A 25461-nucleotide genomic window follows, 5' to 3' on the forward strand; every position below is an offset into this window, starting at 1 on the left:
CCCGCTTCAGCGGTCGCCCCGGACGCAACGGGTTCGAAGCCCTGCTGGCCTCCTGGCACATCCGTCAGATCAACGGCCGGGGCGGCCATCCGCAGACCCAGGGGAAGGTCGAGCGGTTCCAGCAGACAATGAAGAAGTGGCTGCGGGCCCAGCCCCATCAGCCCGGGACCCTCACGCAGCTGCAGTCCCTGTTGGACCGGTTCCAGCAGGTCTACAACGAGCACAGGCCACACCGCTCCCTGCCCCACCAGGCCGTCCCCGCTGCGCTCTATGGCTCCATGCCCAAAGCCGGACCCAATGACGCAATTCCCACGCCGACCCACGAACGCGTCCGGGACGACGTCGTCGACACCGGCGGGACGGTGACCCTGCGAGTGAACGGACGCATGCACCACATCGGCATCGGCCGACCCCACAGCGGAACCCGCGTCCTGATCCTCAGCCAGGACCTCCACGCCACCGTCCTGGACGCCACCACCGGAGAAGTCCTCAGAGAGCTCACCATCGACCCCACCCGCGACTACCAACCACAGCAGAGATGACAAAGGCCCGAACCCACGTTGCGTGGGTTCGGGCCATGCCGATGTCCTGCGACATCACAAAGGCGGAGGGTGCGGGATTCGAACCCGCGGTACGGGGTTACCGCACAATGGTTTTCAAGACCATCTCATTCGGCCGCTCTGACAACCCTCCCAGTGCCCGGAGGCACCCGCAGAGTGTACCGGTGACCAGCCCGGCGCCGCTCGTCGCCCAGCGGCACCTCCTCCACAGCTGCGCGATCGCGAATAGGCTGAGGGGACCTGTCGCCGAGGGAGAGGAACGCGCCATGCGTGCCGTACTGATCGAGGCCGAGGGCGCCGACGCCCGGCTGGACGAGGAGGCCGACGAGTCGCTGCTCGAGGGCCCCGTCGAGCTCGACGTGCTGTTCTCCAGTTACAACTACAAGGACGGGATGGCGATCGCCGGCAAGGGCATCGCCCGCACCTTCCCGCTGATCCCCGGCATCGACATCGTGGGCCGGGTGACCGCTTCCGAAGTCGAGGAGTACTCCGCCGGGGATCTCGTGATCCTCAATGGTGATGGCATCGGCGAGTCCCGCCACGGCGGCTTCGCGACCCGCGCGCGGGTGCGTCCCGACGCGCTGGTGCGGCTGCCCGCGGACCTCTCCGCCGAGCGCGCCGCCGCGATCGGCACCGCCGGGTTCACGGCCATGCTCTCCGTGCTGCGCCTGGAGGACACCGGGATCTCTCCCGACCACGGGGACATCCTGGTCACGGGCGCCTCCGGCGGGGCCGGATCCGTCGCGATCGCCCTGCTCGCCGCTCGCGGGTACCGTGTGGTCGCCTCGACCGGGCGCGGCGCGGAGAACGGCGAGTACCTGCGTGAGCTCGGGGCGGCCGACGTCGTCGACCGTCGCGAGCTCAGTGAGGAACCCGGCCGGCCCGTGCAGTCGCAGCGCTGGGCGGGGGCGATCGACGCGGTCGGCAGCACGACGCTGGCCAACGTCCTGGCGCAGACCGCCTGGGGCGGCACCGTCGCAGCCTACGGACTCGCCCAGGGGCCGGACCTGCCCGCCAGCGTGCTGCCCTTCATCCTGCGGGGCGTCACCCTCGCGGGCGTGAACTCCGTCGATGCGCCGCGCGCTATGCGTGAGCGGGCGTGGGACGCCCTGGCCCAGGAACTGGATCCGGAGATCCTCGACTCGATGACCACGAGCATCGGCCTGTCCGAGACCATCCCGTACGCCCAGCGGATCCTCGCCGGCGAGGTCCGCGGGCGCACCGTCGTGGATACGGAGCTGTGAGCATGCGCGCGATGACGATCACCGAGGACCACGGGCTCGAGCTCGCCGAGCTGCCCGAGCCCGTGGCCGCCCCCGGCGAGGTGCTCATCGACGTGGTCGCCGCCGGCGTGAACCGCGCCGACGTCGCCCAGACCGCCGGGAAGTACCCGCCACCGCCCGGCGCCTCCGAGCTGCCCGGCCTCGAGGTCTCCGGCCACCGTCGCGACACCGGCGAGGCCGTGGTGGCGCTGCTGGCCGGCGGCGGCTACGCCGAGGTGGTGGCGGTTCCCGAAGGCCAGCTGCTGCCGGCTCCCGAGAACATGGATCTGACCGACGCGGCAGGCGTGGTCGAGGTGTGCGCGACCGTCGTCTCCAACCTCGTGCTCGAGGGCGGCCTGGCCGACGGGCAGACGGTGCTGATCCACGGCGGCACCGGTGGCATCGGCACCGTGGCGATACAGATCGCCCGCCAGCTCGGGGCGCGCGTGATGACCACGGTCGGCTCCGACGAGGCGATCACGCAGGTGCGGGAGCTGGGTGCCGATCACGCCTGGAACCGACACGCCACGGACGTTCCCGACGCGGTGCGGGAGGCCGGCGGGGCCGACGTCATCCTCGACATCGTCGGTGGTCCGGCACTCGCCGACAACGTGACCATGCTGCGCGAGCACGGCCGGCTGATCATCATCGGCACCCTCGGCGGCGCCAGCGGCGAGCTGCCGGTGGGGATGCTCATGGGCAAGCGGGCGCGCGTCATCGGCACCACTCTGCGCTCACGGCCGACGGAGTCCAAGCGGGAGATCCTCCAGCGCACCCGGGAGCTGGTGTGGCCGATGCTGGCCGACGGCACCGTCAACATCCCGATCCACGCCACGTTCGAGCTGGAAGAGGCCGCGGCGGCACAGAACGTGCTCCGCGAAGGCGGCCATCTGGGCAAGGTGATACTCCAGGTCGCGGCTCGGGACGCCTGACTCCTCCGAGGACGAGCGGCCGGCTAGCGTCAGGCCAGGTCCGCCCCCGTCGGCCAGCGTCGACCTGCGCCGACCTCAGCCGATCCGGCTGAACTTCTCCGCCTGCCGGGTGGGGCCGGTGACCAGGATGGTGTCGCCGAGCTTGAGCACGGTGTCCGCCGTCGTGGGCTGCCACTGCTCCCCCGCATGCTTCACGCTGGTCACCGTCACCCCGTACTTGCGTCGGATGTGGCAGTCCCCGAGCCGGGAGCCCGCGAAGGAGGGGTGCACCTCGGTCTTGACCATCGCGAAGTCGGCGTCGATCTCGATGAAGTCCTGCATGCTGCCGCGCACGATGTGGGCCACGCGGCGCCCCATGTCCTTCTCGGGATAGACCACGTGCGGGATGCCGAGCTGTTCGAGGATGAGCCCGTGCGCATCGCTGACGGCCTTCGCCCAGATGTGCGGGATGGAGAAGCGCAGCAGCAGCGAGGTGACCAGGATGCTGGCCTGGATGTCGCTGCCGATGGCCACGACCACCCGATCGAACTCGTTGACCGAGAGCTGCCGCAGCACCTGCTCGTTGGTGGCGTCGGCGGCGACGACGTGGGTCAGCTGCCCGTTGAGGGACTGGACGATGTGTTCGTGGGCCTCGATCCCGAGGACCTCGGCGCCGTCCTCCATGAGCTCGACCGCGAGGGACTGCCCGAAGCGGCCGAGGCCGATGACGGCCACCGCATTCTCCGAGGCGACGCGGGCCGGATCGGTTCCGCCGAAGAGTCTGTGCCTAGCCAATGATCGGCCTTTCCTTGGGGAGGTCGTAGAGGAGCTGCCGCGGCCTCAGAGCGAGCGCGGAGGCAGCGGTGATGGGGCCCAGCCGGCCGATGAACATCAGCGCGACGAGCACGAGCTGAGCCGACCGGGGCAGGTCGGCGGTGATGCCGGTGGACAGCCCCACCGTGCCGAAGGCGGAGAACACCTCGAACAGGATCTCGTCGAGGGTGAAGTCGGTGAGCACCATGAGCACGATGGTGGCGACCGCGACCAGTCCCAGCGCCAGCACGATCACCGTGATCGCCTGGCGGTGGACCGCGCGGGAGAGCCGTTTGCCGAACACCGTCACGGCGCCGGCGCCCCTCAGCTCACCCAGCATCAGGAAGAACACGACGGCGAAGGTGGTGACCTTGATGCCGCCGGCGGTGCCCGCCGGGCCACCGCCGATGAACATGAGCATGTCGATGCCCAGCCAGGTGGCCGGGTCCATGGCGCTGGTGTCGATGCTGTTGAACCCGGCGGTGCGGGTCTGGGCCGACATCGCGAAGCCGTTGAGCACCCGCAGGTGCGGGGGCATCCCTCCGAGGGTCTCGGGGTTCGCCCATTCCAGTGCCGTGATGTACAGCGTGCCCAGCACCAGCAGCAGCGGCGTCGCGGCGACGACGATGCGGGTGTTCATCGTCCACAGGCGGGGGGTGCCCAGCTGCTTGCCGAGCTGCATCAGGACCGGGAACCCCATCCCGCCCAGGATGGTGGCGGTGCTCGCGGTCAGCAGGATCACCGGGTCCCCGGCGAACGGCATGAGGCTGTCGCTGAACAGGGCGAACCCGGCGTTGTTGAAAGCGGAGACGCCGTGGAAGATTCCGAGCCACAGTGCACGTCCCCAGGTCTCGTCATAGGCGAGGGCGAAGCGCAGGGTCAGGATGAGGGAGGCGACCGCCTCGATGAGCAGGGAGAGCCGTACGACGCTCATCACGAGCGAGCGGACGTCCTCGATGCCGAAGCTCTTGACCTCGGAAGCTGCGGTGAGCTTCGAACGCAGGGAGAGCTTGCGGATCACCGCGATGCCGATCACGGAGGCGAAGGTCATCACGCCGAAGCCGCCGATCTGGATCAGCGCGAGGATCACTCCCTGCCCGAAGCCGCTCCAGTAGACCGGAGTGTCCACCACGATCAGGCCGGTCACGCACAGCGCGGAGACCGCGGTGAACAGACCCTCCATCACCGTGGCACCACCGGGGCCCGTGGTCGCGCCCGGATGCAGCAGCAGGAGGGTCCCGGAGATCCCGGCGCCGGCGAATGCCAGCAGGACGGTGCGAGCGGGGCGCGGGCGCCGGTCCGCAACCGGGGTCCGTGCGGTTCTGGTCAACAGCACGCGCGGAATGCTACGCCTGTTGCGCGCACGCACCGACACGGGGTCGTGGACGATGTGGGGCCGAGACGAAACCGGAACCATCTGCCCAGGACATGGTCAGGCTCGCAATGACTCCAGGACCAGCACGGTGCCGTCGTCGTAGACCGATTCGGTGACGGTGTCGGCCGTGTCCTTCACGCCCTGCGGGGCCTGGCCCATGGCGATGCCCACGCGGGCCCAGGTCAGCATCTCGGTATCGTTGAAGCCGTCCCCGACGGCCACCGTGTGAGCCTGCTCGACGCCGAGCCGGGAACGGACATCCTCCAGGGCGCTGGCCTTGGAGACGCCCGGGGCGGCCATGTCCAGCCACGCCGTCCACCCGATCGAGTACTCCACGCCGTGGACGCCGGATTCGGCGATGACCTTGCTGAACTCCTGCGGGGTCAGGTCGGGCACGTGCACGACCACGCGCACGGCCTCCAGCTCCATGAGGTCGTCCAGCGGGCTCTCGATGGCCTCGACGCCGAAGCTGGCGTCCTGGAACCCGGCGGTGGAGTGGAAGGTCCCGTCGGCCTTCTCGACCGCGTAGTGCGCATCGGGGGCGACCTCGCGCAGCGTGCGCAGCGCATGGCCGGGCTGGAAGGTGCGGGTGTCGATCACGCGGTGGCCGCCGTCGGCCTCCGGATCCATCTCGAGGGTGACTGCGCCGTTGGAGCAGACCGCGTAGCCGCGGGTGACGCCGGCGGCCTCCACGATCGGGAGGGTCGCGCCGATGGAGCGGCCGGTGGCGATGACGACGATCTGCTCGTCGGCGGCCTGCTGCAGCGCCTGGCGCATGGGCGGGGACATGGTGCCGTCGTGGTCGACGAGGGTGCCGTCGACGTCGAGGCCGATCAGCAGGCGCTTGCCGGCGAGATCCTTCAGATGCTCGGCCAGGCGCTCCCGGGTGGTGTCCCGGTCGGTGGTCACGGTGGTGGCGTCCATGTCGGGCAGTGTCCCAGCAGCATCTGACGTCCGGGTGAACCGCCGGTGTCGCAGACTGCCGAGCATTCGGCGCCATGTGTTCTTCGCGGTCATCTCAGCGTCTCAGTTCAGGCATCTCGGTGGTCTCGGGCAGGGACGGTCTCAGGCGGGGACCTCGAAGATCTCGCGGCCGCCGAGGTAGGGCCGCAGGCCCTCCGGGACGACGACGGATCCGTCGGCCTGCTGGTGGTTCTCGAGGATCGCTGCGATGAAGCGAGTGGTGCCCAGAGTGCCGTTGAGCGTGGCGACGGGGCGCAGCCCGTCCTCCGTGCGCTCGCGGATGTTCAGTCGCCGTGCCTGGAACTGGGTGGTGTTCGAGGTCGAGGTCAGCTCGCGGTAGGTCTCCTGGCTGGGCATCCACGCTTCGCAGTCGTACTTGCGGGCCGCGGAGGTGCCCAGGTCGCCGGCGGCGGTGTCGATGATCCGGTAGGGCACGTCGATCCGCGCCATCATCTCCCGCTCCCACTCCAGCAGCCGTTCGTGCTCCTCGTAGGAGTCCTCGATGCGGCAGTAGGAGAACATCTCGACCTTGTGGAACTGGTGGACGCGGATGATGCCGCGGGTGTCCTTGCCGTAGCTGCCGGCCTCGCGGCGGTAGCAGGCGCTCCACCCGGCGTAGCGCAGCGGACCGTCCGAGAGGTCCAGGATCTCGTCCTTGTGGTAGCTGGCCAGGGCCACCTCGCTGGTGCCGACGAGGTAGAGATCGTCGTCCTTGTCCAGGTGGTAGACCTCGTCGGCGTGCTCGCCGAGGAAGCCGGTGCCCTCCATCGACTCCGGCAGCACCAGGGTCGGGGTGATCATCGGGGTGAATCCGGCCTTGGTGGCCTGGTCGATCGCGGAGTTCAGGATCGCCAGCTCCAGCTGGGCGCCGACGCCGGTGAGGAAGTAGAAGCGGGCCCCGGAGACCTTCGCGCCGCGGGCCATGTCGATCGCCTTCAGGCCCTCGCCGATCTCCAGGTGGTCCTTGACCGGATGCTCGAAGGTGGGAACCTCGCCGACGGTCTCGCGCAGCTCGAAGTCCTCCTCGAGTCCTTCGGGGGCGCCCTCGGCGAGGTTCGGGATCTCGCGCAGCGCCTTATCCCGCGCGGCGATGGCCTCGGCGGTCTCCGCCTCGAGGCGCTTGACGTCGGTGGAGAGCTGCTTGACCTCGGCCAGCAGCTGCTGCTTCTCCTCGCCCTGGGCCTGGGCGACCTTCTTGCCGAAGGCCTTCTGCTGGGCGCGGGCGGACTCGTACGCGGCGGTGGTCTCGCGCCAGCGGGAATCCGCCTCGAGCACGGCATCGACGGTGGCCGTGTCGCGCCGACGCGCCCTCTGGGCGTCGCGGACGGCATCGGGGTTCTCGCGCAGCAGCCGCAGATCGATCATTGCACCAGGGTACCTGCGGCGACGTGGTAGTCGTACGCCGGCGTCAGTACCCTGAGCGCATGGACCACACTCTCCTCGCGCTCAGCATCGCCTCGGTCGTCATCATGGTCGTGGCGGTCGTGCTGCTGGTCGTCGTACTGCGGCATCTCGGCCGACACCGTCGCGAGATCGCCGCCCTGCGCGCCGCGGCCGAGGAGCAGCCTGGCGGCCGGGTGGCGCGGGGGGCGCGAGGCCGGAGACGGGCCGACGGGTCGGCGGCCGGTACCGAGGCGGATCGCGCTGGGGCCTCCGACGACGAGGGCGCCGGGGACCACGCCCCCGCGGACCGGCTGCGGAAGGTCGCGGTCGTCGTGAACCCCTCGAAGTTCTCGGATGCGGAGGCGTTCCGCACGCGCGTGCGCGAGGTGGTGGAGAATCTCGAGGGCGCCGAGGTCGCCTTCTACGAGACGACCGTGGAGGATCCGGGCCGGGGCCAGGCCCGCCAGGCCCGCACCGAGGGCGCCGATCTGGTGGTCGCCGCGGGCGGGGACGGCACGGTGCGCATGGTGGCCTCGGTCCTCGCCGACACGGACACCCGCATGGGCATCATCCCGGCCGGTACCGGCAACCTGCTGGCCCGCAACGTGGACGTGCCGCTGGACGACCCGGCCGCGGCCATGACCGCGGCCCTGACCGGCCATGACCGTCGGATCGACGTGGGCTGGCTGCGCACCGGTGGCAGCGTGACCGAAGCCGCGGCAGCCGCCGAGCAGATCTTCCTGGTCATCGCCGGATTCGGGGCCGATGCCGAGATGATCGGTCACACCGATGACTCGATGAAGAAGCGCCTGGGCTGGCTCGCCTATGTCTTCGGCGGAGTGCGCACCATCCTGGGCCGATCCATCGACGTGGTGGTCGACTTCCCCGACGGCACGCGGCATGCGCACAAGGCCAGGACCGTGCTGCTGGGCAACGTCGGCAAGCTCCCCGGCGGCTTCGTGCTGATGCCCGACGCGACCGTCGACAACGGCAGGCTCGAGATCGTCGTGGCCGGCTGGAAGGGCGCAGCCGGGTTCAGCCAGGTCCTCACCCAGGTCGTCAATCCCAAGCTCTCCCCCCGGCCGCGCCTGGCCTCGATGGATCGCTACTCGGCCACCGAGGTGCGGGTGGCGACGACCAAGGCGCAGCCGGTCCAGCTCGACGGTGACACCGACGTGGAGGCGAGCCACCTCATCGGCCGCATCGACCCCGGCGCGCTGCTGCTGCGCGTGCCGGTCAGCCCTGACCCGACGCGGGAGTGAGTGCGGGAGCTGGGGCTGGAGCCCGCCGAGCGATCCACGGCGCGTCTGCCCTCAACTGTCCGAAGCCCCGCCCTCGACGTCCTCGAAACCGAGCCATGTCTCGTCATCCGAATAGGCGCGGGTCTCCGCACTGAACCAAATATCGAGGTACGGCGGAGTAAATGATTCGCGACTTGTCGGAATGCCGCGGACACCGCGACCATCGAGCGCGAAAAGAAAGAGGTGCTCCTGCACCGCGTAATAGTCGTCTGTGATGACAGTGACTCCAGCTGCCTCGTTGATCTCCTCCGCGGGGGTGCCGATCGAGAAGATCTGGAATCTGTCCCACTCGAAGTCCGTGCCGTCGGAGACCCTGGCGGACGTGCCGGACCCCGTCGCCTCGATGAGGAGTTCGTCCAGCTGGAGGCTGCCGGCGACCTCGATCTCACGCCGAGGTCTCCCCGGCAGGAACCCGCACCCCGCGCCGGCGCCGGCGAGCACGGCACCAACGAGCCCTACGGCGAGCTGCCGCCGGGTGGGACCCCAGTTGCGCGCAACGTGCCGGTTATACGGGGCCAGTGCCATGGAAAGATCAGGCGCCGCTCGAGGCCGGCGTGACCATGCCGGTCAGCTTCTCGACCCAGTCGCGGGCCTCGTCATAGGCCTCGTCGGCGAATTCGGCGGGCGCGTCGGGGCGCACCCCGTCGACCCGCGGGTAGGAGCCCAGGTAGTGGACGACCGGACAGATCCGGTGCAAGGCACGCAGCGCGGCGGCGACGCGGCGGTCCTCGATGTGCCCCTCCACGTCGATCGAGAAGGAGTACCGGCCCAGGAAGTCGCCGATGGGGCGCGACTCGATGCGGGAGAGGTTCACGCCGTTGGCGCTGAACATCTCCAGCGTCTCCAGCAGCGCGCCGGAGCGGTTGTGCGGCAGGTGCAGAACCAGCGACGTCTTGTCGGCGCCGGTGCGTGCCGGGATCCTGCCCTCGCGGGTGACGAGCACGAAGCGCGTCTGGGCACCCTCGTAGTCCTCGATGCCCTCGGCGAGGATCTCCAGGCCGAAGTGCTTCGCTGCCAGTGGCGAGCACACGGCGGCGCGGCCCCGGGCGTCCTCGGCGCTCAGCGCGGCCAGGTCCTGGGCGGCGGCGGCTGTCGAAGAGGCGGCGGCGATGTCGGCTTCGGGGACGTTCTCGCGCAGCCAGCCCTGGACCTGCGCCTGCGCGTGCGGGTGGGAGGCGACGACGTCGAGGTCGCTCAGCGCGGTGGTCTCGCGGGCGGCGAGCACGAAGGTGATCTGGACGATCTGCTCGGCGACGATGGTGATCGAGTCGGTGGCGGCGAGCACGTCGAGGGTGCCCGAGACCCCGCCCTCCACGGAGTTCTCGATCGGCGCCATGAGCGCGTCGATGTCCCCACCGATGAGGTCGGTGGTGGCGGTCGCGACGGAGGCGAACGGCACGATCTCGGCGTCGCCGGCGAACTCCTCGGGCGCCTCGGCGAGGGCCTGCAGGAGTGCCTGGTGGGTGAACGTGGTCTCGGGACCGAGGAAGCCGTACCGCATGAGAGCCAAGGGTAATGCGCTGCGCGGCCGGTGCGGGTCAGTGCGTCCGGTTCCCCGGACACATCGGGGTGACGGGGCAGCAACGGGGAGCGGTCAGCGCAGCTCGATCGTCCACCGCTCCACGGTGCGCGTCGCGTCGGCCGGGTGGGGTTCGTGGTGACCGGTCGCCGTCGCCCCGAGGTGGTGGGCCACAGCGAGCGAGGCCGCATTGGCCGGGGCGATCAGCAGGACGAGTTGGTGGATCTTGGGGTCGGTGCGGGCGACCTCGACCACCGCCGAGGCCAGTGCGTGGCCGTCTCCCTGGCCCCGGTGAGCGGCGAGGAGCCAGTACGTCATGGTGGCCTGGTTCCGCGTGAGCCCGGGGGCCCTCGTGTTCAGACCCGCGCCGCCGATCAGCGTCGAGGTTCCGTCGGCGACTCGGCCGGACTCAGCGGGAAGCGCCGCATACTCACGGATCGGCCCGTCCTCGCGCCACCGGGCGCAGCGGGCCAGGAACGTCGAGAGCGACTCGGCGTCCCACCGGCATCCCGAGATCTCGCGGGCGATGGCCTCGTCCTGGCCCTCGAGGATCGCCGGGGCGTGCTGCGGTCCCAGCGGTTCGAGCCGGATGCTCACGAGTGCTGTTCGGCCCGCTCGACGCGCTCGGACTGCTCGGCGGGCTCCTCCGTCCCGGCCAGTACTTCGCGCACCGCGGCCAGGATCGCCATGTCGGTGTGGCCGTCCTCGCGGGCATCGGAGACGACGCCGCGGAACAGCGCCACCAGCGCCGGGTCCGCCTCTCCCCCGCCCTCACGCGCCACGGCCGCGGCGTACGCCTCGCTCGCGGCCACCGCACCGGGGGCGACGGTGGTGCCTGCCCCGCGCCTGGTCACGATGATCTCGGCCTCTTCGAGCAGCCTGTAGGCGCGTGCCACCGTGCCCGGGGCCAGACCGAGCTCGCCGGCATAGGCGCGGATCGCGGGCAGCCGGTCCCCCGGCGTCAGCTCACCGCTGCGGACCTGGCCGATGATCTCGCGGCGGACCTGTTCGTACGGCGGGGTCGGGTTCGTCATGGCGACCACGATATGGCTCGTCGGCGCTTCTCCAGCTGAGCGACGCCCGCCCGTCGCGCAACGCTGCCCAAGGCCACAAAAGAGACGCCACCCGAGGCCGCCCTGCCAAGGCCACGAAGGGGAGGCCAGTCGAAGCCGCCCTGCATATAGCGGTCCACCTGCGAGAGACGTCCCCTTCGCGGACACGGACGACGCGGGCGCGGTGAGAGATCCGTGGAGGCCCTGTATGGGTCGGGCTTCCGGGCGGCCGGGGCCCGTAGCATCGTTGTCGTGCCTCACCTCCCGGTTCTCTCCCTGCCCGCTCGTCGCCTGCGCGTCCTGCCGGGCGCGGTGCTGGCCGCGCTGTTCGGCGCCCTGCTGCTGGGCACGACGCCGCCGGCGCAGGCCGACGGACCCGAGGATCCGGTGCGGCTGGTCATCACCACCGCGGGGCTGGGCTGGGAGGACATCTCCGCCGAGGCGACCCCGAACCTGCAGTGCTTGGCGGACCGCTCCGGTGCCGGCGCGATGAACACGACCTCGTCCACGGTGGTCTCCACCGAGCGCCAGGGCTTGGAGACTCTGCACACCGGCTACCGGGGCCTCGCGGAGAAGGCACCGCGCACTGCGGGCATCCCGACCCCGCCCACCGACCAGTGGCAGCAGCTGCCGGTCGAGACCGTCGAGGTCGACGCCAGCGATCGCGAGGTCTCCGGCGAGATATCCGCGCAGCAGACCACCGCCGTCGCCGACGCCCTCGCGGGCGATGCGATCATTCAGGTCGACGCCGGGTCGGTGCCCGACCATGACAATCCGGACCGCGCGCAGGACCTGGCCGCGCTGGATGAGACCGTCGGCCGCGTCCTCGAGGCCGCCGGCGGCTGCGATGCCGAGGCCCTCCCCCGCACCCTGCTGGTCTCGGTCGCTGCGACCGATCCGCCGGACCCCGACGAGATGGAGAAGACCGGCGCGGTCGCCTCCCGGACCGTCGGCCTGCAGGTCGCCCTCGATTCGGCCTTCCCCGGCCAGGCGCTGACCAGCGGGGCCACCAAGCAGAACGGCGTGGTGGTGCTGACCGACGTGCTGCCCACGATCCTGGCCTCCTACGACGCGGAGCCCGACGGGAACATCCCCGGTCAGCCCTTCCGCGGAATCGACCACGGTGACCCCCAGCAGCTCGCCCTGGACCGCTCCCTGGCCGCGGCCGAGGTCGATGCCGCGACCATGCCGGCGCTCGGCTCGTGGTTCGCCCTCGGCGTGATCGGCCTGGTGCTCGTGCTCGTGCCCGGGTTCGCACGACGCCCGCGGGTGGCCGCCGTCGGCCGCGCCCTGCTGGCCATCACCCCCTTGGCGCTCGCGGTGGCCCTGTTCGCCTCGGCGGTGCCCTGGTGGCGGGCCGAGAACGACGCGCTCGCGCTGACCGGAGTGATCTGGGCCGGCAGCGCCATCCTGGCGGCGATCTCACTGGCCGGCCCCTGGCGCCGCCACCGGCTGGGACCCGCCGGGGTCTCTGCGGCCCTGGTCGCGCTGCTGATCCTCGGGGAGTCCGCGACGGGGTCGCGGTTCCAGCTCGGCTCCCCGCTCGGGGCGCAGCCGATCTCCGGGGGCCGCTTCTACGGGCTCTCGAATCACCTGTTCGGGATGGTGCTGGCCGCGGCGATGATGGCCCTGCTATGCCTGTTCGCGGTGGTGGCCACGTCCCGGGCCCGGGTGGTGTGGACGCTCGCCGTCGGCGCAGTGGTCGCGGTGGTGTGCGTGGCCCCCTCGATGGGCGCGGACTTCGGCTCCATGCTGACGACGATCCCGACCTTCGGACTGCTGGCGCTGCTGGTCTCCGGGACCCGGCCACGGCTGTGGCACGTGCTCGCGCTCGGCGCCGGCAGTGTCGTGGCGGTGCTGGGAGTCTCGTTCCTGGACTGGCTGCGGCCCGCGGAGGAGCGCACCCACCTGGGACGGTTCATCGACGAGCTGATCAGCGGCGAGCTGTTCTCCGTGGTCGTGCGCAAGCTCGCGCAGAACATCGGGATGACCACCGGGTACTGGTCCCTCGCGATCCTGATGATCCTGGCCGTGATCGCCTCCGTGGCGATCCTCATGCCGCGCCGGATCGGCTGGCGCCGCCTCGCCGAGCTCGACACGCTCCACCCCGCCTCGTATGCGGTGCGCGTGGCGCTGGTGTCCGGCACCTGGCTCGGGTACGCCGTCAACGACACCGGCCCTGTGCTGGTCGCCGCGATCCTGGGGATCTGGATCGCCTATCTCCCGGCGGTGCTGCCGGATCCGACGCTGCCGTCGGAACGGGACGAACCCGTCGGCGGAGACGTCACCGCTGCCACTCCTCGATGACGCGTTCCAGCGTGCTGCGACCCAGGGAACTCGCGTCTGCAGGGACCATGGTCGGTCGAGGCCGCTACCGGGGCGGGGTCGCCCGGCCGCCGGGGGATGCGCGCGATGATCTCGGGGCCGACGGCGACGATCGCGTTGTCGGTCCCGTCCGTCTCCAGCGCCCGGACCTCGAGGTCGGCGAGCCGGGGGAACTGCTCGGCGATGGCCCGCTGTACCGCGCGGAGCGGAATTGGCGAGGATGCGGAGGCACGGGAGGCGGTCATCGGCCGCGAAACTACCGACGCTCCGGCCTCACCGCGAGGGGTTTTCCGCCCCTCGGCTCGATCTCTGCTGTCGAGACCGCTGTAGGTGCCGTTATTCGGTCCCCATAGCGGCAACTGCAGCGGTCTCGACCAGCGACAACTGCAGCGGTCTCGACTCGATCGCGGCTCGTAGCTGGTGGCGCGCGAGTGGCTGGGTCAGTCGGCATTCTCGGCGTCGACCGCGGCGTGGACGACCAGCGAGGTGTACTCGTCGGGGCTCAGCGGCGGCCGGATCGAGGGCGGCAGCTCCGGTTCGGGGGCACTGAGGTGGGAGGCGATGATGACCGCGTGCTCCGGGCTGAATTCGCCCTCGACCGGTGCGGCCTGCAGCTTCTCGGCGAGTGCGTCGAGATCGACCCCGGCGAGGTAGACGGCGTCGTCGGAGGCGAAGGGCCCGGTCACCGGCAGGGCGCGCAGCCTGCGTCCCAGGGCCTCGACGTCGACGTCTCCGAGTGCGCGGGTCTCGGCGTCGGAGAACTCGCCCTCGACCGGGAGCACGGAGAAATCGTCCCGACGACGCCTCGCGCGGCGGCCTCGTGCCCGCTGCTCGGCGTTCGCGGGCACCTCGCCCGTCGCCGACCCGTCAGTGACCGCCGGCTCCTCGGTGGACACGGAATCCTCAGCCCGTGCCGGTGCCGGGGCCGGGGCCTCGGGAGCCGCCGGTACGTCAGCGGTCGCGGGATCCGGCGGGATGGCCCAGGCGTCGGCCTCCGGCTCGTCGGCCTCGGGCACGGCCTGTGCGGGCTCGCCCAGACCGGCGGCGAAGGCGTCGGCCGTGTGCCCGTCGGCCGTGCGCGCAGGCGTGATCTGGTCCGCGGACGGTTCGTCGACATCGCCGTCCTGGGCGGAGGTCGGCGCGGCATCGGCAGACTCCTGGGCGGAGGTCGGCACTGCGTCGACAGGCTCCTCGGCGGCCGTCGGCGCGGCATCGGCAGACTCCTCGGCGGCCGTCGGCGCGGCATCGGCAGGCTCCTCGGCGGCCGTCGGCGCGGGGCCGTCTGGCTCCTCGCGCTCGGCGACGGTGGCAGCGGCCGGCGAGGGCGCGATGACGTCGCCGTCGAGGTCGTCCTCGGACGGCGCGCCGGCTTCGTCGGCGTCGAACACGCCGCGGCGCTTGCGGGCCAGGGCGCGCAGCACGTCCCGCAGCTGGGCGGCGCGATGCAGCTGACCGCGCAGGTCACGGCCGGTCGAGCGGTGGTGGAGGTCCGCCTCGATCTCCTTGACCCAGAATCCTGCAGAGAGCGCGTCGATGGTCAGCGACGTCTCCACGCCCCAGCCCGGGGCGAGCGGCTGGCAGGCCTCCCAGGTCTCGCGGGTGATGCAGCGGGTCCCGGACAGCGGCTGGGTCGCCTCCCAGCCGGTAGCGCGACGGATGCCGCTGCGGGCGGTGCGCACCACGATGCCCATGCCGGCCGCCCCGGCCTGCGGCGGCAGCAGGGCGACGGCCATGTCGACGCCCTCGCCGAGCACCGCGTCGACCAGCGGCTGGGCCGCCGTGGCGGAGGTCTCCATGTCGGCGTCCAGGAACAGCAGGGCGCGCGGGGCGACGTCGGCCCCGATGACGGGAAGCGGCCCGGTGTGGCCGGGAGCGCGCGGCTCGGCGTGCAGCTCCTCGGAGAAGTCCTCGCCGCCATCGGCGCGTTCGGCATGCTCACGGATCGCGACCATCTGCGCACCGGTGGCCATGGCGGCCGCCTTGCCGCGGTTGGTCTTGTGCCGCACCACCAGGGCGTCGGCCCCCATGGCGACGGCGGAGGTGGCGTCGGTGGAGCCGTCGTCGACGGTCACGACCAGATCGACCCCGACGATGGCGCGGGCGGCCTCGATGGTCGCCTCGATCCGCTCCGCCTCGTTCTTGGCGGGGATCACGACGGCCACCCGCTCGGGGCGGTTCGCCGTCAGCGGCCCCGCGACGCTCATCGCAGCGTCACCTGCCGGGCCACGATCCCGCCGCGGGCCCGGCGCTCGAGCGCCGTCAGCGGTTCCTTGGTGTTCAGGGCCTCCTCGAAGCGAGCGCGGAAGTCCGCAGCGATCTCCTCGACGGGCTCGACCCCGTGCCCCTTGGGCAGGTCCCACACCGGGATCGACATGCCCTCGGCGCGGAAGGAGCCGACGTACTTGGTGCCCTCGCCGATGGCCGATTCGCGGCGGGCGTGCAGGCGGGTGACAGCGTCGATCACGCGGTCCTCGTCGGCGTCGAGCACCCAGCGCACGTGCTCCTTGGGGCCGGCGTCGACCCAGTACGCGTGGGGCAGCCCGCCGATCGGGGCGGTGGGCATGATCGACTCGTTGGCCTGCTTGATCGACTCGTCGATCTCGGCGGTGCGCTGGGCGTTGGGGTCGAGCCAGAAGTCGAAGGTCTCGTGGACGGTGATGGCGAAGTCGCTGTCGAGGTCGAGGATCTCCTGCAGGCGCGGCGCCTCGTCGTCGAGGGTGACGGTGGTGATCGGATTGCCGGGCTCGAGGGCGAGGGCGAGCTTGATGGCCTGCCCGATGCCGCGCGAGAGATCCCCGCCGGGGTAGCCGGCCTGGACTCCGACGGTGACGGTGCCGTCCGTGCGACGCACCGCGGGCCAGGCCATGGGCAGGATGGTCGCCAGTTCCACGTCGGCCGAGCCGTACTCGGCGGTGGTCTTCGCCCTCATGGTCGCCGCCGGGATCAGCTGGCGCATGGCGACCAGGTCTCGTTCGTTCGGCAGCCCCTCGAAGGGGCGGAGGACCAGAGCGTCGTGCGGGGCGGGACTCATGCCGGAAAGTCTACCGATCCCTGGCCCCGTCCCGAGGGACCCCGGGTCATGCCGCGACGTGCACGGCATGACCCGCCGACGGGCCGAGTCATGGCGCGACCGCGGTCCGTGCCTCGGACGCCTCGCCGTCGACCTGACGGCGAGCGCTCAGCTCCCTCCACGCACCGCTCAGCGTCGCCGGACGGGCGAAACCGACCAGAGCGATCGCCACGGTCCCCAGCAGGGCCATCACCGGGTACTGCCACACCATCTGGTCCGAGAACCAGTACAGCGCGAGAGTCGCCGTCGAGGCGAGCACGACCGGTGCCGTGACGACGCCGAGCACGAGCAGCAGGCCCAGCGCGAGCTCCAGCAACGGAATGCTCGGCCCCAGCAGCACCCTGAAGGGCTCCATCACGTTCTGCGCGAACCAGACGAAGGCACCGGGGACGCGGGGGTTGTTCGCCGCACCGTCGACCACGAGACCGATATCGGCCACCCCGAAGCCCGCACGCACCTTCACGGCACCTTCGGCGAGCCAGAGGACCCCGAGCAGCACCCTCGGGAGCGCGGCGAGAGCTGCCCCTGCCCACCTCGTCATGACAGCGGCGCGCTTCCGAACACGGCCTTGGCCTTATCGCAATGGACCACGACGTGGTCGAACTGGGAGACGTCCGTCCCGTCGAGAGGGAAGGACTGCTCCGCCTCGTCCCAGGCGACCTTCCCGAGCTCCGTGCCGGCGGTGACCGCAGCCTCGTCGTCACCCGAGGTCAGGTACAGGTGAAGGTCGGGCCCCTCGTCGGAGCTGAACTCCGTGAGGGAAAGGGTGTCAGCGTCGATGGTGGCGGTGCCCTCGACGACCTTGTCGTTCGCGCCGGCGAAGGTTCCCTCGGCCGCCCCGGCGGCGTCCATGGGCTCCTCGTCCTCCATGGACTCATCCTCGTCCATGGACTCCTCGCCGTCGGCCATGGGCTCATCCTCCGCCGCCGGCTCCTCGGAGCCGCAGGCGGCCAGGAAGGCGGTGAGGGAGAGCGCGCCGGCACCGATGAGCGTGCGGCGGTGGAATCGGGTGGTGGTGTTAATCATGGGGGCCTCCGTGGGAATGCTTGTACTGCGGGTCCATCCCGCAGCACCCAGTGGACCCGCCCGCCGACCACGCAGGACAGAAGGATGTCGGACGCGTCAGCGGGATGACGGATCCGTAAGATCCGCCGGCCCGTGACGCGCATAGGCTGGCTCACATGAGCAGCAGCGCCGCCCCGTCGGGGGCTCGGGTGATGGTCGTCGAGGACGACGCCGCCGTGCGCACCGTGGTGGGTGACTACCTCCGGGTCGCCGGCTACAACGTGACCCCGTACAGTGTCGGCAGCGACGCCTGGGACGCCGTGCGCTCGCGCACCCCGGACCTCATGGTGCTGGACCGCATGCTGCCTGGGCTCAGCGGTGACGAGCTGTGCCGCCGCGTGCGCGACATCTCCGACCTGCCCATTCTCATGCTCACGGCGCTCCACGGCGTCGATCACCGTATCGAGGGGCTCGAGCACGGCGCCGACGACTACCTCGCCAAGCCGTTCTCGCTGCGCGAGCTGCAGCTGCGCGTCGAGGCGCTGCTGCGGCGGCGACTGCCCGCCTCCGCCCCACGGGAGTTCACCGTCGGCGCGTTCCGGGTCGATCCGGCGCATCGTCGGCTCTGGATCGGGGCGGACGAGGTGGCGCTGACCGCGCGCGAGTACGAGCTGTTCCTGTACCTCCTCGGCCGCCAGGGGCAGGTCGTGCGGCGCGACGAGATCCTGCGGGAGGTGTGGGGCTGGACCATCGGTGACGCCTCGACGGTGACCGTGCACGTGCGCCGGCTCCGCGAGAAGATCGAACCCGATCCCCGGACCCCTCGCTACCTGCGCACCGAATGGGGCGCAGGCTACCGGCTCGACCCGGGGCCGACATGCTGAGTGCCACCGACCTCCTGCTCATCGTCGTCACCACCGTGGTGTGCACCGGGATCGTGACCGCGCTCGCGGGGCTCGCGCTGAGCCGCAACCGACGGGGATCGATCGCCTCGCAGACCGGGATCGTGGTGGCCGCCGCGGTCTTGTCGATCGCCCTGACCACCATCGCCGTGCTGGTGGAGATGTACTTCTCCGCGCACGACGTGATCGTCCTGGCCTCGGTCATGGGCGTCTCCGGTCCGCTGAGCCTGCTCGCCGCGTGGCTGCTGATCACGCGGCAGGTGCGGGCCTCAGTGACCTCCGTGTCCACCTCGGCGCGACGACTCGGCGACGGGGCCGTCCTCGAACCCGTCCCGACGAGCTGGAAGGAGTTCCAGGAGATCTCCGCCGAGCTCGCCGAGACCTCGCGGAAGCTGGCCGCGGCGCGCGAAGAGATCGAGTCGCTCGACGCCTCGCGCCGCCAGTACGTCGCCTGGATTTCCCATGATCTGCGCACTCCGCTGGCCGGGCTGCTGGCTATGGCGGAGGCGCTCGATTCCGGAATCGCCGAGGACCCCGCCGAGTACGTGCGCGGAATCCGGGGTCGCGTGGACACTCTCAACGCCATGGTCGAGGATCTCTTCGAGCTTTCGCTGATCCAATCGGGCAGTCTCCACCTGCGGCGCGAGGCCGTCGAGCTGCTGGATCTGGTCTCCGATGCGGTGGCCGACGTCATGCCCGTTGCCGAGGCCCGCGAAATCACGATCGTCCCCCGCGGCGTCGAGGGCAGAGTGCTGCACGCGGACCCCCGCGAACTGACCCGAGCCCTCGCAAACCTGCTCAGCAACGGCGTGCGCCATTCTCCCGACGGCGGCGAGATCATCATCTCCGCCGACCTCCTGGACCGGGACCGGCTGGTGCTGAGCGTGCTGGACCAGGGACCGGGCGTCTCGAGCGAGGAGCTGGGCTACATCTTCGAGGTCGGATGGCGGGCCGACACGGCGAGACCTGCCCGGGAGCCGGGCGACGGGAGCACCGGTGCCGGGCTCGGCCTGGCGATCGTCCGTGGCATCGCCGAGGCGCACGGTGGCGCCGTCCGCGCGGAGCACGTGCACGAGGGTTTCCGTCTCGACCTGATCCTGCCGGCCTGACCATGCGACCCTCAGCCGCCCTCGGACCCTGCCTCATGCTCCAAGATCAGCTCGGCATCGTCCTCGGGGTTGCGACCGGTCACGACGAAACCGCACCGGTCGTACAGGCGCCGGGCCGTGTGGTTCTTCTCGAGGACGGTGAGGCGGCAGCGGGTGGCGGGATAATGCTCGGCGAGCCAGTCGACGGCCGTGGTGATCAGGGCACGCCCGGCGCCACTCCCCCTGGCTTCCGGAGCCACCCACATCGAGATCAGCTCAGCAGGCTCACCGGGCTGCTGAGGGAGCATGAGGCGCACCATGCCCGAATCCTCCCCGCCGGTCGCCGCCACGAAAGAGACCATCGGGGCGGACACTCCTGCGCGCCAGTGCTCCTCGGTATCCCGCTCGAGGACCTCCTCCAGCGTGCTGGCGAAGGCCCACGGCGCATCGGCCAGCGCGCGCAGCCGCAGTTCGCGCCACGTGCGCCATTCCTCGGGCGCAAGCACTCTCACCTGCATCATGCGTCGTACGTTTTCATGCGGCACGGCGGGCTACAACCGAGTTTTCGCGTCAGGCGAGATGGCCACTGCCGCTACGCCGGTGGCGGATATACCGTGAGGCGATGACGCTCGCACCATCGCGCGACACCGGCCGCGCACCATCGCTCGACGCCGACGGCGCGCCCATGCTCGACACCGATGTCGTCGCCCGCCACAAGCTCTCCCATGACGCCTCGCACTACCTGCTGCTGCCCGAGGCCGTCGCCTCCCCGACCGACGAGGCCCAGGTCGTCGCGCTGCTGCGGCAGGCCACGCAGACCCGTCGGCCGATCACCTTCCGCTCCGGCGGCACCAGTCTGTCCGGGCAGGCGCAGTCCGACGCCGTCCTGGCCGACGTGCGCCGGAACTTCCGGTCCGTGGAGGTCCTCGACGACGGCGAGCGCGTACGCGTCGGCCCCGGGTCGACCCTGCGGCAGGTCAACGCGCACCTCGCCCGCCACGGACGCCGGCTGGGCCCGGACCCGGCCTCGGAGATCGCCTGCACGATCGGCGGGGTGATCGCCAACAATTCCTCGGGGATGGCCGCGGGGATCAGCGAGAACTCCTATCGCACCCTCGAATCGCTGCGGTTCGTGCTGCCCAGCGGCACCGTGGTCGACACCGCCGCCCCGGATGCCGACGCCCGCCTGCGCGAGGACGAGCCGGAGCTGCACGAGGGCCTGGTCCGCCTGAGCCGTCGGGTACGCGAGGACGCCGAGGCCACGCGGGTCATCCAGGAGCGGTTCGCCCTGAAGAACACGATGGGCTATGGCATCAACGCGCTGCTGGACTTCGAGGAGCCCGCCCAGGTCCTCGCCCACCTGATCGTCGGCTCCGAGGGGACCCTCGCCTTCGTCTCCTCCGCGGTGTTCCGCACGGTCGCGATCCAGAAGCACATCACCACCGGGCTCATGGTGCTGCCGTCGCTGCAGGCGGCCACGGCGGCGCTGCCGGAGGTGGTCGGCGCCGGGTTCGCAACCGCGGAGCTGATGGACGCCCGCTCCCTGACCGTCGCCCAGAACCTGGCGGGGGCGCCCCAGGAGATCCGGGGACTGGACGTCGCCGACCATGCCGCACTCCTGGTCGAACATCGCAGCGACGACCCGGACGAGCTCGAGCACAAGGCCTCCGAGGCGACCGCGCTGGCCGGCGGCCTCGGGCTGTCGACGCCGCTGGAGATGACCACCGACGCCTCCCGCCGGGCCGCGATGTGGACCAGCCGCAAGGGGCTCTACGCCGCGATCGCCGGCGCCCGACCGGAGGGCTCGACCGCGCTGCTGGAGGACGTGGTGGTGCCGGTTCCCGAGCTGGATGAGACCTGCCGCGGCCTGCAGTCCCTGTTCGAACGCCACGGCTATACCGAGTCGGTGATCTTCGGGCACGCCAAGGACGGCAACATCCACTTCCTGCTCAACGAGCGGCTCGGCCAGTCCCAGGACCGACTGGAGGCGTTCACGGAGGACATGGCCGAGCTGGTGCTCGATCACGGCGGCAACCTCAAGGCCGAGCACGGCACGGGCCGGGTCATGGCCCCGTTCGTCGAGCGCCAGTACGGCCCGGAGCTGTACCAGGTGATGCGGGAGATCAAGCAGCTCGTCGACCCCGCCGGGATCCTCAATCCGGGTGTCCTGCTCACCGATGACCCCTCGGCCCACATGCGCGATCTCAAGCCCGTCATCGGCATCGAGGAGGAGGCCGATCGCTGTGTGGAGTGCGGCTACTGCGAGCCGGTCTGCCCCAGCAAGGATCTCACCCTCACGCCGCGCCAGCGGATCGTGCTGCGACGGGACGCGAACCTCGCCGAGCAGCGCGGCGACCTCGCCACGGCGGCGGCGATCCGCGAGGCCTACGAGTACCAGAGCGATCAGACCTGCGCGGCCGACGGGATGTGCGTGACCGCCTGCCCGGTCGACATCAACACCGGTGACCTGGTGCGGCGGCTGCGCGCGGAATCCGCGGAGCCACCGGCGGCCACGGCCTGGAAGGCCGCGTCCTCACGGTGGGCCACGGTCACCCGTGGGGCCTCGGCCGCGATGACCGCCGCCGGCGTGATGCCCGCGGCGCTGCCCCGGGCGGCGACCGACGTCGGCCGGGCTCTGCTCGGTGCGGAGACGGTGCCCGAGTACCGCCCGGAGCTGCCGCGCCGTGGCGGGTCGGTGCGCCGTGCCGGCAGCCGGGGTCGCACCGGGGCCGACGTCAGTGTCGTCTACCTCCCGGCCTGCGTGCACACCATGTTCGGCGCCGCCGAGGAGTCCCGCGGCAGGTGTGGCGGAGGCTGCGGTTGCGGGAGCGGGAGCGGGAGCACGACCGGCGTCCCGGCGTCGCTGACCCTCCTCGCCCAGCGCGCGGGAGTCCGGTTCGCCGTTCCGGACGACGCCGCCTCCCTGTGCTGCGGCACCCCGTTCTCCTCCAAGGGCATGACGGCGGCGAAGGAGCAGATGCGCGAGCGGGTGCGCAACGCCCTGCGGGAGGCCACCGATGGCGGCGAGCTGCCGGTGATCGTCGATGCGGCGAGCTGCACCGAGGGCATCGTGGAGGCCGTGGAAGGCACCGGCATCGAGGTCATCGACGCGATCACCTACGTGCGCCGCCACCTGCTGGACCGCCTCGAGATCCGCGAGCCGGCGCGCTCGGTGACCGTGCATCCCACGTGCTCGACCACCCATCTGGGCGCGAGCGACGATCTGGTCGCGATCGCTGAGGCCTGCGCCGAGGACGTCGTGGTGCCGGTGGAATGGGGGTGCTGCGCCTACGCGGGGGACCGCGGCATGCTGCATCCGGAGCTGACCGCCTCGGCCACCGCCGCCGAGGCGGCCGAGGTCGCCCGGCGGGAGACGGACTGGTACGTCTCGGCCAACCGCACCTGCGAGCTGGGCATGCAGGCGGCGACCGGCAAGGCGTACCGCCACGTCCTGGAGCTGCTGGCCGCCGTCACGGCGTGACGCCCGGGCTCCGTCAGTCCTGCGGGGTGTCCGTCTCCTGGGGAGTATGGGTCTCCAGATCCCGGCGGAAGGCTCGGCGGCGCGCGTAGGCGTGGACCTGGTCGAGGATCTCGGCCTGCCGCAGCGCGTTCTCGGCGAGCCGGGCGAAGACCTCGGGGCCCAGGCCCAGCAGTTCGGCGTTGTCCTGGAGGGTCTGCCAGCCGCCCCGTTTGCCGATCACGGCGCTGCGCATCAGTTCGGTCTCCAGCACCATCGTCATCGGTGAGCGCGTGGCGAGGCGCCCGTTGTTCTTCAGCCGCCCGGCGCGCTCGCCGAGCCAGGCCACTGCCTGCCGGTGCGGCAGCTGTCGGAAGCCGAGATCGTGGATGAGCTCCTCGAGGAACTGCCGTTCCGCCCGGATCTCCTGGCCGACGCTGGACAGCGGCGCGAACACCGGAGTGTCCACGAACGCCGCCGCCATCCGCTCGATGCGTTCCACGCCGGCCGAGGCGCCGGTGAGATGGTCGGAGAGGTAGAGGTTCAGCAGGTCCTGCGTGACCTTCTCGGAGATCTGCGGGCGGGGCTCGACGGGCAGATGCCGGGTCGCTCCCCCGGGTGCCGTCTCGCCCACGCGGCCGCTCGGTCCATCGGCCCTGGCCCCGGCACCGGCCACGGCCGGCACCTGATCGACGGGGAGCTGGGCGCGGCGGACATCGCGCGGACGCATCGGCACCGAGCCGGCACCGTGGCCGGCGATCATCCCCTCCAGCAGTTCCTCGACCGCCTCGGCGGCGGTGTGGTGGGGCGCCCAGCCCAGTTCCGCCTTCGCTCGTTCGTTGCTCATGACCGGCACGTTCATACCCATGTCGAACCAGCCCTCATCGGCGGCGAGCAACCGGGCGCGATGGCCGGCGGTGAACGCGGCGCGCACCACCGAGTGGGGGACCTGGAGGAAGCGGCCGTGGTCGACGATGTCGGCCAGCTCCTGCATGCCCAGCAGGTCGTCGGCGCAGATGTTGAAGGCCCCGCGCGCCCCGGTGACCGCGGCAGCTGCGTAGGCGGCGGCGACGTCGGCCGCGTGGACGGCCTGGATCCGCATCCCCGCCGGGAGCGGCAGCACCGGCGGGCGTCCCGCGCGCAGCGCCTGGATGGGCATCCAGGTGCCCAGGAAGTAGCGCTGGATCTGGGAGGCGGCGTCGCCCTGGAAGATCAGCGCAGGGCGCAGCCGGGACACGGCGATCTCCGGGTGGGCGTGCTCGAACTCGTCGAGCACGCGCTCCTGGGCGGCCTTGTCGACGCTGTAGTGGGAGGAGCGGATGCCCTCGGTGCCCCAGGTCTCCTCGCGCACCTCGTTGCCGGGCGAGGGCGAGTAGGCGCCGACGGACGAGGCCACCACGAGCCTCGGCACGCCGGCCTCGGCGGCGGCGCGGGCGACGTTCTCGGTGCCGTCCACGTTCACGCGGCGCAGCAGCTCGCGGCGGGTGTTGGGCTGGATCAGCCACGCGAGGTGGACGACGGCGTCCGCGCCCCGGAACGCGCCGGTCAGCTCGGAGACGGCCTGGTCCGGGTCGACGGCGGCGGCGATGTCGATCGAGGCCCAGTCGGCAAAGGAGTAGGGGGCCAGGTCCTGGTCGGGCAGGCGCCGGGCGATGCCGAGGACGGAGGTCACCTCCGGTCGCTGCTGCAGCGCGGCCAGCACGGCCGTTCCGACGTTCCCGGTGGCACCGACGACAGCGACTCTCATGGATCTCTCCCTCGTGAGCGTCACGCACTCGGCGTGACGGGCGGGCGGGTCCTGCTGGAGGTCCCAACCTACGCATCCGGCGTGCGCAGGTGAAGCGCCGGGATCGGCTCTGACCGCTCGGTTCCCCGACCCGCCGCGCCCGGGGACCTATCTACTCGCAGGCACCGTCAGCCACGGGAACGTTGAACAGCCGGATCACGGTGCCGCCCTTGGTGGCATACAGCGCGATGCCCGCACCGTCCTCGCGGCTGGTGGAGAAGCCGTACGTGCCGTTCTTCTGCATCGGCTCCCAGACGGCGTCGAAGCCGTGGTGCTCCAGGACGTCGTTGACGGCGTCGCGGCGCTCCATCCACGTCGACTTCTCCTGCGGGATCGCGGTCTCCGCAGTGGCGTCGCCGGGGGTCCATCGGCAGGTGCCCCGTACGTCGGTCGTGGCCTGCTCCCGGCCATCGGTCCACTGCGCATCGGGGCCGGTGAGCAGTGCGTCCTGCAGCGGAGGGAGCATCTCCTCGCTCATCGCGCGGGCCTGGTCGATCGGCACGGGGGTGGCAGAGCCGGAGCCGCATCCGCAGAGCATCAGCGCGATCGCGGCGCCGGCGCCGAGCGCGCGCCGCCACGCAGCCGCTCTGCCGGCGGCTGCGGGCCTCGCGTCGAGAACGGACACCATGCCTCCCGCTGGGACGGTCGCCGTGGGGACCCGTTCATGCTAATCGGCAATCGCGGAGACG

Annotated in this window: 23 protein-coding genes and 1 tRNA gene; 8 read left to right on the top strand and 16 right to left on the bottom strand. The window is 71.3% G+C overall.

The genetic code is table 11. The features are described 5' to 3' along the window. The coding region (locus AC5020_RS04140) for an integrase core domain-containing protein (protein WP_464987336.1) at positions 1–542 on the top strand (542 nt) is incomplete at its 5' end. Between the two features lie 63 nt (positions 543–605). Here AC5020_RS04140 and AC5020_RS04145 read toward each other — a convergent pair. Next, positions 606–693: transfer RNA gene (locus tag AC5020_RS04145), tRNA-Ser, on the bottom strand. 133 nt (positions 694–826) lie between these two features. Between AC5020_RS04145 and AC5020_RS04150 the strand changes: the two genes are divergently transcribed. After that, entirely contained in the window at positions 827–1804 is a 978-nt protein-coding gene (locus AC5020_RS04150) for an MDR family oxidoreductase (RefSeq protein ID WP_464987337.1), read from the top strand. A 2-nt stretch (positions 1805–1806) separates the two neighbouring features. Continuing rightward, on the top strand, positions 1807–2754 hold the full coding sequence (locus AC5020_RS04155; protein WP_494564391.1) for an NAD(P)H-quinone oxidoreductase: 948 nt from the start codon (positions 1807–1809) through the stop codon (positions 2752–2754). 75 nt (positions 2755–2829) lie between these two features. Here the strand turns inward: AC5020_RS04155 and AC5020_RS04160 are convergent, their stop codons facing one another. From AC5020_RS04160 to serS, 4 genes are all read right to left on the bottom strand, one after another. Continuing rightward, positions 2830–3468: a potassium channel family protein gene (locus AC5020_RS04160; RefSeq protein WP_464987339.1), complete on the bottom strand. Its 639-nt coding sequence runs from the start codon at positions 3466–3468 to the stop codon at positions 2830–2832. 52 nt (positions 3469–3520) lie between these two features. Further along, the gene (locus AC5020_RS04165) at positions 3521–4882 is read right to left on the bottom strand and encodes a TrkH family potassium uptake protein (protein ID WP_377015980.1); all 1362 of its coding nucleotides are present in this window, start codon (positions 4880–4882) and stop codon (positions 3521–3523) included. A 96-nt stretch (positions 4883–4978) separates the two neighbouring features. Beyond that, positions 4979–5845 carry an HAD family hydrolase gene (locus AC5020_RS04170; RefSeq protein ID WP_377792633.1) on the bottom strand — a complete coding sequence of 289 codons (867 nt, stop codon included), beginning with the start codon at positions 5843–5845 and terminating at the stop codon, positions 4979–4981. 141 nt (positions 5846–5986) lie between these two features. After that, a complete protein-coding gene (gene serS / locus AC5020_RS04175) occupies positions 5987–7249 on the bottom strand; it encodes a serine--tRNA ligase (RefSeq protein ID WP_377015976.1) in 1263 nt (420 codons plus the stop codon). 59 nt (positions 7250–7308) lie between these two features. Between serS and AC5020_RS04180 the strand changes: the two genes are divergently transcribed. Beyond that, on the top strand, positions 7309–8529 hold the full coding sequence (locus tag AC5020_RS04180; RefSeq protein ID WP_377792635.1) for a diacylglycerol/lipid kinase family protein: 1221 nt from the start codon (positions 7309–7311) through the stop codon (positions 8527–8529). A 51-nt stretch (positions 8530–8580) separates the two neighbouring features. Here AC5020_RS04180 and AC5020_RS04185 read toward each other — a convergent pair whose 3' ends face one another. The 4 genes from AC5020_RS04185 to AC5020_RS04200 form a co-directional block, all read right to left on the bottom strand. Further along, the gene (locus AC5020_RS04185) at positions 8581–9093 is read right to left on the bottom strand and encodes a hypothetical protein (RefSeq protein ID WP_377804220.1); all 513 of its coding nucleotides are present in this window, start codon (positions 9091–9093) and stop codon (positions 8581–8583) included. 7 nt (positions 9094–9100) lie between these two features. After that, entirely contained in the window at positions 9101–10069 is a 969-nt protein-coding gene (gene pheA / locus AC5020_RS04190) for a prephenate dehydratase (RefSeq protein WP_377804218.1), read from the bottom strand. Positions 10070–10162: 93 nt separating this feature from the next. Next, complete coding sequence (locus tag AC5020_RS04195) at positions 10163–10684, bottom strand: GNAT family N-acetyltransferase (protein ID WP_377015970.1); 522 nt, start codon at positions 10682–10684, stop codon at positions 10163–10165. Next, positions 10681–11121, bottom strand: coding sequence for a GntR family transcriptional regulator (locus tag AC5020_RS04200; protein ID WP_377015968.1), 441 nt, complete (start codon positions 11119–11121; stop codon positions 10681–10683). The genes AC5020_RS04195 and AC5020_RS04200 overlap by 4 nt, the downstream gene beginning before the upstream one ends. A gap of 270 nt (positions 11122–11391) precedes the next feature. Between AC5020_RS04200 and AC5020_RS04205 the strand changes: the two genes are divergently transcribed. Next, on the top strand, positions 11392–13446 hold the full coding sequence (locus AC5020_RS04205; RefSeq protein ID WP_464987340.1) for a hypothetical protein: 2055 nt from the start codon (positions 11392–11394) through the stop codon (positions 13444–13446). 458 nt (positions 13447–13904) lie between these two features. On the opposite strand, the gene AC5020_RS04210 is transcribed toward AC5020_RS04205, so the two are convergent. The 4 genes from AC5020_RS04210 to AC5020_RS04225 all read right to left on the bottom strand — a co-directional run bounded on the left by AC5020_RS04210 (position 13905) and on the right by AC5020_RS04225 (position 17560). After that, positions 13905–15668 carry a glycosyltransferase family 2 protein gene (locus AC5020_RS04210; protein ID WP_464987341.1) on the bottom strand — a complete coding sequence of 588 codons (1764 nt, stop codon included), beginning with the start codon at positions 15666–15668 and terminating at the stop codon, positions 13905–13907. After that, the gene (locus tag AC5020_RS04215; RefSeq protein ID WP_464987342.1) at positions 15665–16495 is read right to left on the bottom strand and encodes a DUF5926 family protein; all 831 of its coding nucleotides are present in this window, start codon (positions 16493–16495) and stop codon (positions 15665–15667) included. The genes AC5020_RS04210 and AC5020_RS04215 overlap by 4 nt, the downstream gene beginning before the upstream one ends. Before the next feature lie 88 nt (positions 16496–16583). Further along, positions 16584–17075: a hypothetical protein gene (locus AC5020_RS04220; protein ID WP_464987343.1), complete on the bottom strand. Its 492-nt coding sequence runs from the start codon at positions 17073–17075 to the stop codon at positions 16584–16586. Further along, complete coding sequence (locus tag AC5020_RS04225) at positions 17072–17560, bottom strand: DM13 domain-containing protein (protein ID WP_464987344.1); 489 nt, start codon at positions 17558–17560, stop codon at positions 17072–17074. The genes AC5020_RS04220 and AC5020_RS04225 overlap by 4 nt, the downstream gene beginning before the upstream one ends. Before the next feature lie 155 nt (positions 17561–17715). Between AC5020_RS04225 and AC5020_RS04230 the strand changes: the two genes are divergently transcribed. After that, positions 17716–18423 carry a response regulator transcription factor gene (locus AC5020_RS04230; RefSeq protein ID WP_464987345.1) on the top strand — a complete coding sequence of 236 codons (708 nt, stop codon included), beginning with the start codon at positions 17716–17718 and terminating at the stop codon, positions 18421–18423. Continuing rightward, positions 18417–19550 carry a sensor histidine kinase gene (locus tag AC5020_RS04235; protein WP_464987346.1) on the top strand — a complete coding sequence of 378 codons (1134 nt, stop codon included), beginning with the start codon at positions 18417–18419 and terminating at the stop codon, positions 19548–19550. Before AC5020_RS04230 ends, AC5020_RS04235 begins: the two co-directional genes overlap by 7 nt. A gap of 11 nt (positions 19551–19561) precedes the next feature. On the opposite strand, the gene AC5020_RS04240 is transcribed toward AC5020_RS04235, so the two are convergent. After that, positions 19562–20050: a GNAT family N-acetyltransferase gene (locus AC5020_RS04240; protein ID WP_464987347.1), complete on the bottom strand. Its 489-nt coding sequence runs from the start codon at positions 20048–20050 to the stop codon at positions 19562–19564. Between the two features lie 101 nt (positions 20051–20151). On the opposite strand from AC5020_RS04240, the gene AC5020_RS04245 reads away from it, so the two are divergent. Next, a complete protein-coding gene (locus AC5020_RS04245) occupies positions 20152–23010 on the top strand; it encodes an FAD-binding and (Fe-S)-binding domain-containing protein (RefSeq protein WP_464987348.1) in 2859 nt (952 codons plus the stop codon). Positions 23011–23023: 13 nt separating this feature from the next. On the opposite strand, the gene AC5020_RS04250 is transcribed toward AC5020_RS04245, so the two are convergent. Further along, complete coding sequence (locus AC5020_RS04250; RefSeq protein WP_464987349.1) at positions 23024–24733, bottom strand: NAD-dependent epimerase/dehydratase family protein; 1710 nt, start codon at positions 24731–24733, stop codon at positions 23024–23026. Positions 24734–24884: 151 nt separating this feature from the next. Continuing rightward, on the bottom strand, positions 24885–25400 hold the full coding sequence (locus AC5020_RS04255) for a hypothetical protein (RefSeq protein ID WP_464987350.1): 516 nt from the start codon (positions 25398–25400) through the stop codon (positions 24885–24887). Between the last annotated feature and the right edge of the window lie 61 nt (positions 25401–25461).

It is taken from the genome of Brachybacterium sp. SYSU DS0246 (assembly GCF_059391765.1).